Below are 16,354 nucleotides of genomic sequence, written 5' to 3'. Positions count from 1 at the left end.
CGACAAAGTACAAGTGGTCCACGTCGAGTTGTCGGTTGGGTTGCCTGGTCGCTCTCGCTCCTTCATGCCCGCGGTCTGGGCCCCATTGCGGAGTCCCGGCACCTGTTTCGGCTTGTGCTACAGCTCTGCCGAGAACGGGGATTATGTAAAGTAGGAGCCCGGCGATTCCTTTGCTGGGTCTCGGAAACCCGACAGAAGCTGGAGGCAGCGCACGGGGCCGGGTCGAGCCCGCGCCGGCGAGCGGTCCGCCCGACCCCCACCGAAATGAGGCGGGGCGAGCCGACTTATTCACGATCGCTCCTGCTCGCCCGAAGCAGCTTCGTCGCGGTCGTGTTCGTCGTCCAGAGTGCGACGGGGCAGCTGGTCAGGGTCGAGAGGACTCCTTCTTGTGCAGGTTCCCCGAGGCATGCTCCTCGGCGATGTATTCGCATGCCCGGGCCGTCATGGCCATGATCGTCAGCGTCGGGCCGACGGCGCCGTTGGTGACGTAGGCACTTCCGTCGGTGACGAAGAGGTTGGGCACGTCCCAGCTCTGGTTTCGTCCGTTGAGCACCGATGTCCTGGGGTCCTCTCCCATGCGGGCGCCGCCGCACTCGTGGATCGCGGCGCCCATGGCCAGGCTCTTCGTGAAGAAGGAGACGAACAGGGCACGGCTGATCGGATCCGCATTCGGCCACACCTCCTTAGAGTCCAGTCCCAGGGAGGAGCCGGCGAAGTTGATGGTGTATCCGCTCGCTAGGGCCATCTCCTTGAGCCCGGCCACTTGGGCGCGCATGAGGGCGCGCTCGTTGTCGGTGATGCCGAGGCGGATCCGGGGGATGGGGATGTTCCACGCATCCTTCCGTCTCGGGTGGAGGGTGACCTGATTCTCTTTGTACGGGGGGATCTCCCCAAAGCCCATGAGGCCGACAGTACCTGGGTGTCCTTCAGGGACGGGCAGGCGTCCGACCGTGCCCTGCATGGCCCATCCGTGCGCGAAGTCCGAATTCGTGACGCCCTCAACGTTTTCGAACTGAGGGATGTAGATGCCTCCGACCGGTGGGTAGTACGGATCGGCCGGGGCGGGATCGATCCGGTCGAATCCGGGATGGCTCGGGTCGTCGCCGAACAGCAGGCTCGGCGTCTGATCCATGAAGTACTTGCCCAGCAACCCGGAGGAGTTGCCCAGCCCGTCGGGATGGCCGTCGGTCGCTGAGTTCAGCAGCAGCCGGATGGACTCGATCGTGGAGGCGCACAGCACGACCACGTCAGCATGGACGCGATGCTCTTCCTTGGTGCGCCGGTCAACGAACACAGCCCCGTCTGCCAGGCCCGTCTTTGGATCGATCGTCACCTTCCGCACGATGGCATCCGTTCGTGTCGTGAGCCGTCCGGTCTCACGGGCCGCGACGATGCCAAGCGGCACGCGGTGCAGGTTCGGGGCGGCGTAGCGCCATGGGATCACGTGGCGGTTGCCCCATTTGCCCTCGACCGTGCTCTTGAAGTGCTTCTCTGCCTCCGTGAGGAGCGAGGGGCCGCGGTACTTGCCGTCAGGGAGATTCGGGATGCCGTCAGCTGTGCCGTACAGCCCGAGGAACTCCTCGAGCCGGTCGTAGTACGGCTCTAGGTCCGCATAGGAGATCGGCCAGTCCTGGCCGTCCTTGATGCCCATGCTGGCGGCCTTGAACTCGTGGTCGGAGGCCCGCAGCAGCACCCGGCCGTAGGAATGCAGGCGGCCGCCGAGGATCTGCCCGCGGATCCACAGGAAGTCGCCCCCGCGGCTCGAGTACGGGTGCTGGAGGTCATTGACCAGGAAGCGGTTCTTCTGCTCTTGGAACATTGCCCGCCGCGACTGAATGGGCTGACCCTTCAGGGTCGACCTGATCCGAGCGCCCAGACTGATACTCATCGCCGCCGGCGCGGTAGGAGGCGCCGGGGTGAAATCTTCCTCGGTGATGTCACGCCCGGCCTCCAGAAGGAGAACCTCGAGGCCACGCTCGGTCAGTTCCTTCACCGCGATGCTTCCGGCAGCACCCGACCCGACCACAAGCGCGTCATAGCGCTTGCTCTTTGAATCCGTCATTTCTTGCTCCAAGGTCCTTGACCACTCCCTGTGCCGCCCGCAGCCGGAGACGATGGACTCCGGCAACATCAAACTGGGAAGTTGATCATTCGTTTTTGAATTGTCTGAGGTTGGGGTTCGACCGGCCCGACTGCCGGGAGCAGACCCAGGTCATCGCAGTGGGCCTTGGGAGAAGGGGCTCTTCCGTCGGCTCATGGAGGGCTCCGCGGGGGGCGTAGGAGTCCCCCCCCCAGCCTGCGTGCGGGGAACTCCTCCTGTGGCGCCGGGAAAGTGTGGGCAGCGGGAAGCGCTACTTGATTCCTCCTGTGAAACCCTGGATCAGCTGTTTCTGTGCGATCAGGTAGAAGGCCAGGACGGGCAGGATGGCTATCACGACCGCGGCGAAGATGACGTTCCATTGGGAGACGTACTCGCCGACGAACGAGTAGACCGCGACAGGCAGGGTCTGGAGCGGGCTCCCGGAGAGGAAGATGAGCTGGACGAAGAAGTCGTTCCAGACCATCACACCGGTGAGGACTGCAACAGTTGCCGTGATCGGCCGCAGGAGGGGGAAGACGATCCTTATGAAGGTCTGGATGCGCGAAGCGCCGTCGACGTAGGACGCCTCCTCGTAGTCCTTGGGCAGGGTGCGGACGAAGCCGGTGTACAGGAATACGGTGAGGGGCATCAGGAGCCCCGTGTACAGCAGGATCATCCCCGGGTAGGTTCCTGCGAGGCCGAGCTCTCGCAGGACTGCGTAGGCCGGGACGATGCCCAGCTGGAATGGGAGGATGATGCCCGCGACGAAGAGGCCGTATATGCCCTTGCCCATCCGGCCCTCCCGCCGGACGACGACGTAGGCGCAGATCGAGCCGATCGCCACGAGGGCGATGACACTGCCGACCGTGATGACGGTGCTGTTCAGGAGGGCTGCGCCCAGACTCACCCCGCTGCTGCCCTCCCAGGCCTGTGGGAAGCTGCTGAAGTCCAGCTGCTGAGGGAGGGAAGTCGGGTCCGTGAGCATTTCGTCCCCGGGCTTCAGGGCGATCATGACCAGGATGACGAAGGGCACTGCCCATGCGGCGGCGGCGAGGAGGAACACGAGTTCCCGGCCGAACGTGCGGTAGCTGTACTTGAACAAGGTCAGATCTTCCTCTCGCCGGCCCGCAGGATCACGATCTGCAGGACTGAGACGATGGCGACGAGCGCAGTAAGGACGAGCGCGAGTGCGGCGCCGTAGCCGAATCGTCCGGAGACGAAGGTCTGCTTGTAGACCTGGGTCGCGAGCGTCTCGGACGCCGACCCGGGGCCGCCGCCGGTGAGGGCGAGGACCTGGTCGAAGACCCTCAGGCTGAAGACCGTCGTGATGCTGACGCTGGCCGTGATCGCGGGGGCGAGAAGCGGCAGGGTGATCGTCCGCAGCCTGCGGACCGTCGAGGCGCCGTCGACGGCGGCGGCCTCTTCGACCTCCTCCGGGATGCTCTGAAGCCCGGCGAGGTAGAAGGCCATGGCGAGGCCCGAGTACTGCCAGATGAGGACGACCAGGATGGTCCATCTCGCCCACGTTGGGCTGGCGAGCCACGGCTGCGCCACCGTGCCCAGTCCCACGTCGCCGAGCACCTTGTTCAAGGGCCCTTGAGCGTCGAAGATGAACTGCCAGATATAGGAGACGGCGAGCGGGCTCAGGACGAACGGTGCGAAGAACACTGCGCGGAGCACGTTGCGCGAGCGCAGGGTGCGGTGCAGCCCGAGCGCGAGGGCAATCCCGATGACGTTCGACAGGATGACCGCCGCGACCGACAACTCGATCGTGGTGATGAGGGCGTCCCTGGCGTCGGGGCTGCTGAAGATCTCGCGGAAGTTGTCGATTCCGATCCAGTTCGCACCTGCGCTGGTTCCGTTCCAGTCGGTGAAGGCATAGACCGCACCTGCCCCGACGGCTACCAGGTGGACCCCCACGGCGATCGCGACACCCGGGACTGCCCACAGGAAGGACATCGCAAGGCGTCTGGAGGCTCGCCCGGAACTGGCCTTCGGTGCTCTCAGCCTCGACGCCGGCGGGTAGCCCGCGACCGGCGCCTGCCCCATTACCGGTGCGGCCGAGGGGGGTTCGGACGCACCCGCCCCCCGAGGGGCGACAGCTTGGGTCCGCTGCTCGCGCATCCTACTTGCCCCACGCCTGGTCGACGCTCTTGAGGGCGTCGTCGATGCTGCTCTGTCCTGTCATTGAGGAGACGACGGCCGTGCTCAGGGTGTTCAGCGCTCCGCCGCCGGGCCAGCGGTCGGCGGGCCGTGAGATCGTCGTCTTGTTGTCGAAGTACGGCTTGACGCCCTGGAGGGGCTGGGAAAGCGTGCCGGACTTCGCGTCGGCGAGGGACACGGTGCCGCTTGCGTTGGCGTAGGTGGAGGCAGCCGGGCCTGCGAGGTAGTTCAGGAATGCGAGGGCAGCAGCCTTGTTCTTGGTGGTGGAGGAGACGGCGAGGGCATCCTGGTAGCCGATGGTGGCGCGGGTCTGGGACTCGGAGTCACCGGGGAACGGGGCCATCGCCCAGTCGTTGGGCTTGCCGTTGGCCACCGAGCCGATGGTTCCCGACGGGACGATGGTCATCAAGGCCTGGCCTGTGGTCATCGCCTGGATGGCCTGGGGCGAGCTCGCTGAGGCTGCCCCCGGCTGGAAGCACTCGGCATTCTGCATCTGCTGGAACCGGCTCAGCGTCTGCTGCCACCCTGCCGTTCCGGCGAAGGTGGTCTTGCCCGCGTTCCGCTGGGCATCCCAGTCGGGTGTGGAACTGTACACGATGCTGCCGGCGACGATCTCGGCCGCGAACCCGGCGTTCTGGCCTGGGAGTGCGATGCCGTACCTGCCCTGCGAACGCGCCGTCGAGCAGACCTGGAGCACATCCGAGAAGGTCTTGGGGGCCCGGAGGCCCATCTTGGAGAACGTGCCGACGTTGTAGAGGATGCCCGAGGGCGACTCGTCCAGGTTCAGCCCGTACGTCTTCCCGTCGATCTTGTACATGTCGGTCGCGTCCGAGGGAATGGTGGATGCCCACGACTGGTCCGACAGGTCGAGGATCTTCCCCGACTTCGCCAGGGGGCTGATCGAGAAGGACGACCCGGTGCCGCCGTTGCTGTAGAAGACATCCGGGGCGTTGCCCCCTTGGATCTGCGTGACCACCGTCTGGGTGTAGGTCGGCCCCGAGGGCGCGTACTGGGTCTGGACGTGAATATTCGGGTACGCGGCCTCGAACGATTTGATGACCGGATCCATCGAGGCCTGGATGCCCGTGTGGCCCAGGAATTTGATGGTCCCGCTCGGGCCGTCGCTGCTCGCGCCAGTCGCGTTCCCGCCACTGCAGGCCGCCAATCCCGGGGCCAGACAAGCTGCGGTAGCTACAAGGGCCGCGATCATACGGCGGCGTCCTCGGATCATGGACATCTTCTTCATGCCTCCTGGGGGCGGCTCTGCCCCGACGAAAGTCTGCTGTTTGGGAGGTGCTGAGATCGCCGTCACGGCGTGCACTGTCCTTCAAGCTAAGGTCAAGTCAGCAAAATTGGCAATGATTTGTTCCAAAAACTACTCAAACATCATCAATTGTGAATGGTTTACATCGCAGGCCCCTGAGCCGCCTGTGGCTGTGGCGGCCAGCGCAGATGCCCGTGGTCGCGGCGATCATGTGGGGCACCGGCCGGAGCTGGTCGTCGGACTCCTCGGCCTGGCTGCGCAGCATAGGGGTTCTCAGACAGGCCCCTGACGCACCGGCCGCAGCGGGCGTCCGAGTCCATCGCCCGACGTGATTGATCCGGCTCGGGCGACAGTCGACGCCCAGCTGTGCATCCGGGACCCGGCTGCAGTCGGTCCTTCAGCGCGCTGTGGAAGCCTGGTGGCTCAGAAGGGGCGCACTGCGATCCAGACCTCGTAGCCGTCCGCCTTGCTGAATGCGCGGCGCTGGCCGGAATAGGGCTGGATCCAGAGGCGGGTGCCGTTGTCGTTGACCGCTCCCGCGAGCCCGGAGCAGATCACGCTCCTGCCGAGTCGGATCTCGGCCTGTCGGCCCGTGGCGGCAGCCCAGTCGTTGCTCTTGGTCATCATCTCCGGTGCGGTATCCGTGGTCAGCCTTGGTTGGTGAAGGCGGCGTCGAAGGAGGCGGTGGCGGGGGCGAAGTCGAACTTCTTCAGGGCGGCGAGGGCTTCGGGGGCGCCGACGAGGCGGTCCATGCCGGCGTCCTCCCACTCGACGGAGATGGGCCCGTCGTAGCCGATGGCGGTCAGGGCACGGAAGCAGTCCTCCCAGGGGACGTCGCCGCGCCCGGCGGAGACGAAGTCCCAGCCGCGGTGGGGGTCGCCCCAGGGCAGGTGGGAGGAGAGGATGCCGGCGCGGCCGTTGCCCATGCGCATGCGGGTGTCCTTGCAGTCCACGTGGTAGATCCTCTCGGCGAAGTCGGTGATGAACGCGACCGGGTCCAGTCCCTGCCACATCATGTGGGAGGGGTCCCAGTTCAGGCCGAACGCGGCCCGGTGTCCGATGGCCTCGAGCGCGCGCTTCGTGGACCAGTAGTCGTAGGCGATCTCGGAGGGGTGGACCTCGTGGGCGAACCGGACCCCGCATTCGTCGAAGACGTCCAGGATGGGGTTCCAGCGGTCGGCGAAGTCCTGGTAGCCGGCGTCGATGACGGAGGCGGGGACGGGCGGGAACATGGCCACGTACTGCCAGATGCCCGAGCCGGTGAACCCGACGACGGTCTTGACCCCGAGGGCCCTGGCCAGGCGCGCTGTGTCCTTGAGCTCCTCGGCGGCGCGGGTGCGCACGCCCTCGGGGTCGCCGTCGCCCCACACGGCGGAGCCGACGATCCCCTGGTGGCGGAAGTCGATCGGGTCGTCGCAGACGGCCTGGCCCTTGAGGTGGTTGGAGATCGCGTAGAGCTTCAGGCCGTGTCTGTCGAGGATGGCGAGGCGCTCGGCGATGTAGGCGGGATCGTCCCAGCGGGCGGCGTCGAGGTGCTCGCCGGAGACGGCGATCTCGAGGCCGTCGTAGCCCCAGCCGGCCGCGAGCTCGGCGACCTCCTCGAACTTGAGGTCGGCCCACTGGCCGGTGAACAGGGTGAACGGGCGGGGCATCGGGGAAGTCCTTCCTTCCGGGTCGGTTCTATGCGGGGATGATCACGATGGCCGAGATCGCGGCGCGTTCGATGATCCGGCGCGGGGTGATGCCCTCGGCTGCGAGCCAGAGGATGGAACCGTCATCGGTGGCTGCTTCTACGAGGCCGCGGTCCACGATCCTGCCGTGGGCATGGACCTCGACCCGCTTGCCGCGGAGGTCCTGCCAGTTCTGATCAGCGTGGCGGAGATTTTCCATGGCGCCCTTTCCTCAAGTCCGCTCCCCGTTCAGACGGGAGATACCTCTGTCCATGTCCTGGTGCGCGCGGACTCGATCACGGCGTCGACGATGCAGGCGGATCGCACCCCGTCTGCGAAGGTGGGCAGTCCTTGGCGCTCCTCTCCGCCGACGACTGCGTAGGTGTCGGCGATGAAGTTCTCGAAACATTGGGCGTAGCCCTGCGGGTGGCCTGCGGGCAGGACCGAGAGGCGGCGCTGTTCTGCGGATCCGCGGGCCGGGTCCCTCGGGACGACCTCGGCGCGTTCCTCGGAGCCGAGCCATACGGTCTCGGGATTCTCCTGGTCGAAGACGGCCGACTTGTGCGCGCCGTCGAATTCGAACCACAGGCGGTTCTTCCTGCCGGCAGAGACCTGGGAGACCGTGACCTGTCCGAGGACCCCGGAATCGGTCCTGAAGACGACCGCTGCCGCATCCTCGGTGTCGACCGGCACCGGCGGCTCATCGGAGCGGCCAGGCGAGGGCCGCTCTGGCACGGTGGTGGTCATCTCGGCAAGGACCGAGGAGATCCGCTCTCCGGTGACGAATTCCATCAGGTCGCACCAGTGGGAGCCGATGTCCGCGAAGGCCCTGGAAGGACCCCCGGTGGACGCTCCGACGCGCCAGCTGGTCGATGCGGGTGAGAGCAGCCAATCCTGGAGGTAGCTGCCGTGGAGGATCTGCCAGGGGCCGAATTCGCCTTGTGCCGCGCGTGCCCTGATCTCGCGGACGAGTGGGTGGAACCGGTAGACGAAGGGGACGGTGGCGACCTTCCCGTGCTCCGAGGCGAGCCGGGCGAGGCGGATCGCCTGTGCACTGTCCACGGAGAGCGGCTTCTCGCAGATGACGTGTGCCCCGGCCTCCAGCGCGGCTTCGACGTGCTCGGCATGGAGTCCGTTGGGGCTGCAGACATGGACGACGTCGGGCCGGAGGCGCTGGAGGTCCTCGGGCCGGCTGAGGGGTTCGGTCCCCCACTGGGCTGCGGCCTCGGCGGAGCGGTCGGGGGTCGAGGCCATGGCCCCGACCAGCTCCGCGCCGGCCAGCAGGGCAGCCCGGCGGTGGACGGCGCCGATCATGCCGGTGCCCAGGATCGCGATGCGTGGTCCTGTCCGCCCGGTCGTGCCTCGTCCTTGTTCTGCCGGGAAGGGGTGGGTACTGGTGGTTGTCATGGGAGCTCCACGAACTCGATGTATGCGGCTTCGGGGACCGCGGTCTCGGCCAGCTCGGCCAGCGCGCCGGTCTCGGGGTCGACTGCATAGGAGCGGACGGTGTTGGCGGGCCTGTCGGCCAGGAGGATGAAGGCGCCGCCTGGGGCGAAGGCGAAGCTTCGCGCCGCCAGGCCCGGGTGGACGGAGGGAGCCAGCGGCACGTGGCCGCGCCGTTCCAGCCGGCCTCCCTCGGTGATGCTGAACCACGCCAGGGAGTCCTCGCCCCGGTTGTTCACGTACGCGAAGCGGCCGTTCGGGTGCACGCGGACCTCGGCAGGCTCGTTCAGCCCCTCGTGCGCCTGCCCGACGGCGGGGACCTGGTCGAGGAGGCGCAGCTTTCCGCTGTTCCGGTCGAAGCTGAGGGAGGCGAGGTCGGAGGCGAACTCGCACGTGACCAAGGCGTTGCCGGTCTGTGGGTCGAAGGCGATGTGGCGGGGCCCGGTCTCGGGCGGGAACTGGTACTCGGACACGGGCTCGAGCGCCGTGCCGAGGGCATAGACGCGGATCTGGTCGGTGCCCTTGTCCCCCACGAGGACGTACTGGCCTGAGGGGTCGATCACGGCCGAGTGGGCGTGGGCGCCGGACTGGCCGTGTCCGCCGGCCTGTGGGGAGGAGTTGGGGTCCTGGCCGTGGCCGTCCATGACCTTCACGTCGAGGAGCTTCGCGAGTGCGCCGTCTGGCTGCAGGGCGTAGAGAAGGACGGTCGAGTCGTCGTAGACGTACTCGACGGTCCAGCCCCCGTCGTCGGTGCGCACGACCCGCTCGACGTGGTCGAAGTCCCCGTGGTTCGCCGTGACGAGGAGCTTCTTCTCCTCGTCGACGGAGAGGAACGTCGGACGCGGGCCGGGGGCCGGCAGGGTGTTCAGCCATGAGAGCTTCGCGTCGTGCGGGCCGACGGAGTAGGCGTGGACTGCTGCCGGCGGCTCGACCGGTCCCCTGCCGTCGTTCTTGCGCTCGTCGACGGCGTAGAGGGTGCCGGTGGTCGGGGCGTAGGCGAGGTAGCCTGCCTGCTGCGGTTCCGGGGACCGGCCCAGATGGGCCAGGGCGGTGCCGTCGCTGCTGACTCCGAGGGCGAAGATGCCGCCGGAGCCGGGGGTCTGGGTCGCGTACGAGCCCACGTAGGCGATGAGCCGGGGCACTGTGTGCGCGGTTCCGTCGGGAGCAGGGTGGGCGTTCATGCTGACAGGAGCCTCCGCAGCATCTCCTGGTGCCGGCGCACCTGGTCCACCTCGTCCATCATGTCCTCGCGGCCGCGGTCCTGGAAGTACCGCTGGCCTTCGTATTCGGAGTTGATGTACCCGTCGAAGCCGCCCTCCTTGAGGGCGCGGATGGCTGTTGCATAGTCGATGGAGATCTCCAGGAACTCGCCCGGCCGGTCCGGGACCGGTGACATGTTGTTGAACTTCCCGTGGACGTGGACCACGTGCGGGGCGAGTTCGCGGAGGGTGTCGCCGGAGGTGTGCGAGAGCATGAGGGCTTCGGACGCCGCCCGGTAGTCGACGTCCTGGGGGTCCTCGACGTGCTCCTCCGTGTACTCCTTAACGCCCGTGAAGGCCTCCACGAAGGTGTCGTCGCATGCTCCGGACTTCAGGAACCTGTTGAAGTCGGCGCGGAGGTTTCCGGCGGTGTGGAAGGACATGTCGATGTGCCCGAAGGGAGCCTCGCCGCGCTGGAGGCGGATGGCCAGCTCGACCGAGGCATCGGATGCGGCCTTCTTGGCCCCCCGCCGCTCGAGCGAGGCGAGGAGGACTTCGGAGGGCCGGAACTGGAAGATGCCGAGGTCCGGGACGATGCCGAGGTGGCGGGTTCCGGTGCGCTCGATGACATCGAGGATCTCGGTGACCTGCTGGCCCTCCAGGGGCATCGGCTGGTGGACCTCCTTCCCCAGCCTGATGTCGAGCTCCTCGGCGTAGGGCAGCGCCGAGGTCAGGACCTCGACCGGGACGACGGACAGGACGCGGACGTTGGGGAAGCCGAGGGACTTGGCGAGCGTGATGTCGTGGCGGAGCCGGTCCGCGCACTCCTCGATCGTCATGACGTGGTCCCGGAACTGCAGCACGTCCATGCCCACGTCCATGGCGACCGGCGTGGTGCCGTAGGCGTCCATCCACTCGAACCATCTGCGCGTGAAGTCTTCGCCGGGGTCCGGGTAGCGCAGGGACATCTCGTCGATGATCTCGATGCCCTCGGCTCCGTGGAGGTTCTGGCCGACCTCGCGGATCTGGGCTTCGAGGTCGAGTTCCTTGAAGAACTGGGACTGCTGGTAGCTGTAGAGGGAGACTCCGCGCTTGATGGCCATCAGTTCTCTTCCTTGTCGTTGAGCGCGAGCGTGTAGGTGACGATGTCGGGGGCCTTGTCAGAGCCGGCGCCGGTGCCCGGCGTGGGCGGATTCTTGACCCATTCCTCGTCGGTGGGCAGGTAGCCGTAGGCGGCCAGGACCGACTGCTGGAAGCGGATGCTGTGCTCGCCCGGTGTGAGGCCGCCGGGGGCGGCGACGTGGAGGATGGCCTCGTCGTCGTAGTCCCAGTGCTCGTGCACCGCCGTGCGGGTTTCTTCGAAGGTGCGCGGGCGCTGCCCGTTGATCTCGAAGGTCTGGGCGCCGGTGGGGTACTCGACGCCGTCGACTTCGATGAAGTAGCCGTTGTGGAGGGAGAGGAAGACACCGCGGTAGTTGGCGTGGCGCACCGCGAGGGTGAAGCCCACCGTGTGCCCGTCACGGGTCTCGTTGCGGAGGCTGTCGGGCCGGATCAGGAAGTTGTCGAACATGGCTCACCTTCGATTGCAGTTGGCTGCCGGGGCTCAGATCCGGCCGGCGAGGTCGCGGGCACCCAGCACTGAGAGGGCAACGTTGGTCAGGGTGGGGTTACACGCGGCGGGGGTGGCGATCGTGCCGTTGCCGCCGGCGTAGACGGTGTCGTTGCCCCAGACGCGCATGGAGGTGTCCAGGACGCTGGTCGTGTCATCGGCTCCGAGGCGCATCGTCCCCTGGTAGTGGAGTGACGCGCCGTGCGGCATCACCGTGGGCTCGAGGCCGTTGATGGGCTCGCCCAGGAGCGAGCCCATGCGCTTGGCCTCGGTGACGGCCAGCGCGAGCCGCTCGCGGTCGTTCGCGGTGAAGGTGTAGTGGATCCTGATGGCGGGCATCCCGAAGAAGTCCGGGGATGACTCGTCGAATTCGACGTAGTCCTCGAACCGGACGTCGGCCTTGCCCATGAACACGGAGCACTCCACGACGGAGCCCGGCCACGCCTCGAAGCTCTTGTCGACTGGGATCGGGGATGCGTCCCACTGGGTGATCTGGCCGTGGAAGGGGAAGGTCGGCTCGTAGTACGGGACCCAGCTGACACCGGCGAGGTAGTCCACGGCGCCTTCGCTGGTCTTGCGGAGCCCGGCGGTGGCGGAGCGCAGCGCTGGGCCGAGCTGGATCGTGCTGGTCGTCATGGTGTGCTCATTGAGGTAGTGCCCCAGAGCGGTGGGCCGGATGCCGGAGGCGCTGAGCAGCTGCGGGGAGCGGAGCGAGTCGGCTGCCACGACGACGAAGCGGGCACCGACCTCGTAGTCGCGGTTCTCGCGCCGGTCGTGCAGGAGCACTCCCTGGGTTCGGCCGGCCTTGGTCAGGATCCGCTTGGCGATGGTCTCGGGACGCAGCTCGAAGCCAGCGGCGGGATCTGGGCCCAGGAGGTCGCCGAGCATGGCCCCCGGGCCGGTCCAGTAGCGTTCTCCATTGGGCCGGACTTCCATGCCCAGGGGCATCGCCTGGACGACTCGGTCGGAGGGCCGGCCGGTGTCGTAGTGGGCTCCGAGCAGGCGCCTGACCTCGCCGCCGAGTGGTGCCCCCTCGAAGGCGCGCTGGCTCACCTGCAGGAGGCGACGGGCAGTGTCCAGGCCCGACCGGAACTGCTCCGGGTCGAGGTCCTTGCTGACCTCCCCCTGGGCAGGCCACGGACACGCCCCAGACCAGTGCGCGCCCATCCCGCCGACGTTGCTCGACAGGGCAGCGGCGGGGAAGCCCTCCTCGCCCTCGGACAGAGGGCCGGCCCCGAGCAGCCAGGTCCCCGGACGGGCCAGGATCTCGCTGGAACGGCCGCGGGAGGGCGAGAGGGCGCGAGCGACCCGCTCGTCGTAGTCTGACGGGTTCGCCTCGGGGCCCTGCGAGGCGAACTGGGCCGCGAGGCGCTCCCGGGGGTCCTTGATGGTGCGCACATGCGTACCGAGGGGTTCCGAGACGATGGGCCCCGATTCGACCATCAGGATGCGCGCGGCGGGGTTGGCGTCCTTCACCACCCGGGCATAGGCCGCTCCCGCGGGTCCGCTGCCGACGACGACGACGTCGTACTTGTCGTTCATGGGTCTTCTCCTCATTGCTGCGCAGCCCAGCTGCGACGGGTGGGGGCCTTACTTTGCCTGGGCTGCGGAGGGCTCCATGCGGACGATCTCGTGATTGCGCGAGTAGCGGAAGAAGATGGTCCAGACGAAGGCGGTGAGGATGGCGGTGCCGATGGGGACCAGCCAGATGGGCGTCCAGGCCGCGGGCCCGGCGGCGGCATTGGGGGCGACGACCTCGCCGAAGATCGTCCCGGATACCGTGGCGCCGACGAAGGCGCCGATGCCGGAGATGACGAGGATGAGCATGCTCTGCGCCTGGGCGGTGAGGTCGACGGGGGCGACCCGGTCGATGTACATGGCGGCGAGGACCAGGAAGAAGTCGTTGCAGATTCCGTGCATGGCGATGGCGACGATGGCGAGCCAGCTCAGGCTGTCCCCGGCCGCGGCGATGAACAGCGCGAAGCGGACGCCCCAGAGGACCATGCCGAAGAAGAGCCCCCACTTCATGCCCACCTTGGACAGGACCCAGGGGATCGTGATGATGAACGCGACCTCGGAAGCCTGGCCGATGGCCAGGACGCCGGCGACATTGGAGATTCCCAGGGCCCCCAGGTACGGGGAGGAGAACGTGTTGTAGACGCCCAGCGAGATGGAGGTCAGGACGGCGCAGATCATCAGGACGACGAAGTTCCGGTGCCGGAAGAGCCTGAACGCCTTGGCGCCGATGACGTCGCCGAGGGCGAAGCGCGCACCCTTGGCGGGGGCCGGGGTGTGGGGCAGCGTGAAGGAGTACAGGCCGAACAGCAGGCTGGCCGCGGCGGTGACGTAGAAGATGCCGGAGGACGCGGACAGGCCCAGGCCTCCCACCAGGAGTCCGGCGATGACCCAGCCGATCGTGCCGAAGACGCGGATGTAGGGGAACGCGCGCTGGTTCGTGCCCACGTGCCGGAAGGCGATCGAGTTGGCCAGACCCAGGGTGGGCTGGAAGAAGAGCATGTACACGAAGATCAGGACCAGCGCGAGGGACCCGTTGCCGGCGCTGACGACCGCGGGGAGGAAGAGCATGACGACCCCTCCGGCCAGGTGCGCGAGCGCGAGGACCTTCTGCGAGGAGAGGAACCGGTCCCCGATCGCTCCCAGGAACATCGGCGAGACGATGGCGGCGACGGCGGCCAGCGAGTACGCGGTGCCGATGATGGCGGGCAGGTTGTTGGTGGCGAGCACGAGGCCGAGGGTGGCGAACCACGAGCCGAACACCACGAACTCGAGCAGCATCATGGCGGTCAGGCGCACGAACACGCCCTTGTGGCCGCGGACGGTGACGTCGTCGGGAAGGGACGATGACGTCGAGGGGTCGTTGTCGGCGACAGAGTTGACACTCATCATTGAGGATCCTTCTTGAACTATTCGGCCCGTGAATGGTCAACGGTCCAGGGATCTTCAGCGTACGGAAATCAAATCATCCGTCAAGGGTCACATGCTCGAATACATCCATATTTGAATAGTTACGCCTACGCACTGCGCACCGGCTTGTCCAATGTGTCCTTCTTCACCATCCATCCCGGAAGCGAGCTGGCCCCTTGGCCGAGCTTCTTGTGCACGGCCGCGACCCCTCCGAGAAGGGTGGCGTCGTCCCCGAGCCGGGCCTGGCGGAAGCGGATGGAGGGCGAGGCTGCCATGAGGCTGTTCAGCTCCACCGAGGACCTCATGCTGTCGAACACCAGCGGGCCGGCGCTGGCCAGCTCGCCTCCGATGGCCACCACGCTGGGGGCCATCGCCTTGGCCGTGTTCGCCAGGGCGCGGCCGAGGTACCGCCCGGCCTCGAAGAGGACGCGCTGGCACGCAGGGTCCTTGCGCCGGGCGGAGTCGATGACCTCGGCGAGCGAGCGCATCGTGCCGCTGTAGCCGCGAAGCGCCAGGAGCACCGAGCGCTCCGAGGCGAAGGTGTTCAGGCATCCTCGGCTCCCGCAGAAGCACACGGGCCCGTTGGGCTCGATCACCATGTGCCCGATCTCCCCGGCCATCCCGTCGCTGCCCCGGTAGATGTTGCCGTCGAGGACGAAGCCCCCGCCGATGCCCGCGGAGCACGCCACGTAGAGGAACTCCGAGGACCCCTTCCCCGCTCCCCAGGTCCATTCGGCCAGGGCGCCGAGGTTCGCGTCGTTCTCCGCGAGCACGGGGACGCCGAGCTCCTTCTCGAGCACGGTTTCGATGGCGACGCCCTCCCATTTCGGGAGCTGCCGCCGTGCCCATGACATCACCGTCCCCGAGGACGTGCTGATGGGGCCCTGCATGGCCACTGCCACCCCGTCCAGATCGGCCAGCCCCAGCCCTGCCTCGGCGGCGAGGGAGCGTACGAGGTCGGCGACGAGCTCGGGGCTGCCGCCCTCCTGGTCCGTCCCCTCCTCCAGGTCCACCTGGCCCTCGAACCGCAGGCCGCGGGCGAAGTCGAACAGTGCGCCGTGCACGGACCCGACATTGACCTGGATCGAGGCCACGGCCCCCTGGGTCGACACGAGTGCCACAAGGGACTCCCTGCCGTTCACCGGCCTCACCTCGGCCTGGCCGTCTTCCCGCAGCCGCCTGACGATGTTGTTCACCGTCGCCGGCGACAGGGCGGTCTTCCGCGCCAGGGAGGCCTGGGAGGACGGGCCTTCCAGCCGCAGTGCGTCCAGCACCTTCCGGACGTTCGCCTGCCGGACGCCCTGCCCACCCTGGTTCCCGAGCTCATGCGCCATGCTGTTGCCTCCTAGGACCGATGATTCACTTCCTAAATGATAATCCGGGATCGGGAGGCGCAAAAGGTGCGATTCCCGTACGATTCGTGGCACCAGTCCGCCGCACGGGCGGCCCCGGCTCCTCCGACGTGACGGCCCGGGAGGAGCAAGAGCACAGCAGAGGAGTGCCTTGGCCGTCGCCGAGCCCCGATCGCGCAGATCGTTCGCCAGGCTCTGGTGGGACGAGTTCCTCGCGGTGCGCCCGGGAGCGGGCACGCGCTGGGGCGCGGTCCGGGTCGGTCTCTCTGTCGCGGCCGCGCTCGGGGTGGTGCTCGCCCTCGGCCGTCCTGGCTGGGCCGTCTACGCCGTATGCGGGTCCCTGTGCTCCGTGTACGGGAAGCGTTCTGACCGCGGAGGCCGTCTCCGCGCCCAGCTGGGCATGGGCGGCGGGCTCGTCCTCGCCCTCGCGGCCGGGACCGCCGCCAGCGCCATGTCAGGACCGGGATCGGCCGCCGCTGTGGCGGTGATGGCTGCGATGTCCGCCGCCGGCGTGCTGGCGACCAGGGTCTCGGGCTGGCTCCCGAATCCCGCCCTGTTCTTCGTCCTCGCTGCCGGAACGGCCTCCTCGGCGCCCCACGGCTGGTCCGACGTGGCCCTGGGTGCCGCGGTTGCGGCCACCGCCGTGGTG

At 67.7% G+C, this 16,354-nt stretch carries 14 protein-coding genes; all 14 read right to left on the bottom strand.

Annotated elements, in window-relative coordinates; all coding sequences use genetic code 11:
- Positions 1-364: 364 nt before the first annotated feature.
- A complete protein-coding gene (locus tag RBS60_RS11555; RefSeq protein WP_307957711.1) occupies positions 365-2,062 on the bottom strand; it encodes a GMC family oxidoreductase in 1,698 nt (565 codons plus the stop codon).
- A 289-nt stretch (positions 2,063-2,351) separates the two neighbouring features.
- Complete coding sequence (locus RBS60_RS11550) at positions 2,352-3,182, bottom strand: carbohydrate ABC transporter permease (protein ID WP_307957710.1); 831 nt, start codon at positions 3,180-3,182, stop codon at positions 2,352-2,354.
- Positions 3,183-3,184: 2 nt separating this feature from the next.
- Positions 3,185-4,039: a sugar ABC transporter permease gene (locus RBS60_RS11545; RefSeq protein WP_307957709.1), complete on the bottom strand. Its 855-nt coding sequence runs from the start codon at positions 4,037-4,039 to the stop codon at positions 3,185-3,187.
- A gap of 166 nt (positions 4,040-4,205) precedes the next feature.
- Positions 4,206-5,489, bottom strand: coding sequence for an extracellular solute-binding protein (locus RBS60_RS11540; protein ID WP_307957708.1), 1,284 nt, complete (start codon positions 5,487-5,489; stop codon positions 4,206-4,208).
- Positions 5,490-5,930: 441 nt separating this feature from the next.
- Positions 5,931-6,131, bottom strand: a complete 201-nt coding sequence (locus RBS60_RS11535) for a hypothetical protein (protein ID WP_307957707.1) — start codon at positions 6,129-6,131, stop codon at positions 5,931-5,933.
- 23 nt (positions 6,132-6,154) lie between these two features.
- A complete protein-coding gene (locus RBS60_RS11530) occupies positions 6,155-7,159 on the bottom strand; it encodes a sugar phosphate isomerase/epimerase family protein (protein ID WP_307957706.1) in 1,005 nt (334 codons plus the stop codon).
- 28 nt (positions 7,160-7,187) lie between these two features.
- Positions 7,188-7,397: a hypothetical protein gene (locus tag RBS60_RS11525; protein ID WP_307957705.1), complete on the bottom strand. Its 210-nt coding sequence runs from the start codon at positions 7,395-7,397 to the stop codon at positions 7,188-7,190.
- A 29-nt stretch (positions 7,398-7,426) separates the two neighbouring features.
- On the bottom strand, positions 7,427-8,584 hold the full coding sequence (locus tag RBS60_RS11520; RefSeq protein ID WP_307957704.1) for a Gfo/Idh/MocA family oxidoreductase: 1,158 nt from the start codon (positions 8,582-8,584) through the stop codon (positions 7,427-7,429).
- Positions 8,581-9,801: a lactonase family protein gene (locus RBS60_RS11515; RefSeq protein ID WP_307957703.1), complete on the bottom strand. Its 1,221-nt coding sequence runs from the start codon at positions 9,799-9,801 to the stop codon at positions 8,581-8,583. The genes RBS60_RS11520 and RBS60_RS11515 overlap by 4 nt, the downstream gene beginning before the upstream one ends.
- Positions 9,798-10,922, bottom strand: coding sequence for a TIM barrel protein (locus tag RBS60_RS11510; protein WP_307957702.1), 1,125 nt, complete (start codon positions 10,920-10,922; stop codon positions 9,798-9,800). The genes RBS60_RS11515 and RBS60_RS11510 overlap by 4 nt, the downstream gene beginning before the upstream one ends.
- On the bottom strand, positions 10,922-11,389 hold the full coding sequence (locus tag RBS60_RS11505; RefSeq protein ID WP_307957701.1) for a DUF6379 domain-containing protein: 468 nt from the start codon (positions 11,387-11,389) through the stop codon (positions 10,922-10,924). Before RBS60_RS11505 ends, RBS60_RS11510 begins: the two co-directional genes overlap by 1 nt.
- Before the next feature lie 33 nt (positions 11,390-11,422).
- Positions 11,423-12,970 (bottom strand): GMC oxidoreductase, encoded by a 1,548-nt coding sequence (locus RBS60_RS11500; protein ID WP_307957700.1) that lies wholly within the window; start codon positions 12,968-12,970, stop codon positions 11,423-11,425.
- A 48-nt stretch (positions 12,971-13,018) separates the two neighbouring features.
- Entirely contained in the window at positions 13,019-14,332 is a 1,314-nt protein-coding gene (locus RBS60_RS11495; RefSeq protein WP_307957699.1) for an MFS transporter, read from the bottom strand.
- Between the two features lie 128 nt (positions 14,333-14,460).
- Positions 14,461-15,687: an ROK family transcriptional regulator gene (locus RBS60_RS11490; protein ID WP_307957698.1), complete on the bottom strand. Its 1,227-nt coding sequence runs from the start codon at positions 15,685-15,687 to the stop codon at positions 14,461-14,463.
- Positions 15,688-16,354: the final 667 nt, after the last annotated feature.

The organism is Sinomonas sp. ASV486 (assembly GCF_030908215.1).
GTDB lineage: Bacteria > Actinomycetota > Actinomycetes > Actinomycetales > Micrococcaceae > Sinomonas > Sinomonas puerhi.
This window is presented reverse-complemented; position numbering and strand designations above follow the sequence as displayed.

Excerpts from the sequence above, each read along its gene's own strand:
- RBS60_RS11505 (WP_307957701.1), bottom strand. The coding sequence starts at position 11,389 with ATGTTCGACAACTTCCTGATCCGGCCCGACAGCCTCCGCAACGAGACC.
- RBS60_RS11540 (WP_307957708.1), bottom strand. The coding sequence starts at position 5,489 with ATGAAGAAGATGTCCATGATCCGAGGACGCCGCCGTATGATCGCGGCC.
- RBS60_RS11490 (WP_307957698.1), bottom strand. The coding sequence starts at position 15,687 with ATGGCGCATGAGCTCGGGAACCAGGGTGGGCAGGGCGTCCGGCAGGCG.
- RBS60_RS11555 (WP_307957711.1), bottom strand. The coding sequence starts at position 2,062 with ATGACGGATTCAAAGAGCAAGCGCTATGACGCGCTTGTGGTCGGGTCG.
- RBS60_RS11495 (WP_307957699.1), bottom strand. The coding sequence starts at position 14,332 with ATGAGTGTCAACTCTGTCGCCGACAACGACCCCTCGACGTCATCGTCC.
- RBS60_RS11500 (WP_307957700.1), bottom strand. The coding sequence starts at position 12,970 with ATGAACGACAAGTACGACGTCGTCGTCGTCGGCAGCGGACCCGCGGGA.
- RBS60_RS11515 (WP_307957703.1), bottom strand. The coding sequence starts at position 9,801 with ATGAACGCCCACCCTGCTCCCGACGGAACCGCGCACACAGTGCCCCGG.
- RBS60_RS11545 (WP_307957709.1), bottom strand. The coding sequence starts at position 4,039 with ATGTCCTTCCTGTGGGCAGTCCCGGGTGTCGCGATCGCCGTGGGGGTC.
- RBS60_RS11510 (WP_307957702.1), bottom strand. The coding sequence starts at position 10,922 with ATGGCCATCAAGCGCGGAGTCTCCCTCTACAGCTACCAGCAGTCCCAG.
- RBS60_RS11530 (WP_307957706.1), bottom strand. The coding sequence starts at position 7,159 with ATGCCCCGCCCGTTCACCCTGTTCACCGGCCAGTGGGCCGACCTCAAG.
- RBS60_RS11535 (WP_307957707.1), bottom strand. The coding sequence starts at position 6,131 with ATGACCAAGAGCAACGACTGGGCTGCCGCCACGGGCCGACAGGCCGAG.
- RBS60_RS11520 (WP_307957704.1), bottom strand. The coding sequence starts at position 8,584 with ATGACAACCACCAGTACCCACCCCTTCCCGGCAGAACAAGGACGAGGC.
- RBS60_RS11525 (WP_307957705.1), bottom strand. The coding sequence starts at position 7,397 with ATGGAAAATCTCCGCCACGCTGATCAGAACTGGCAGGACCTCCGCGGC.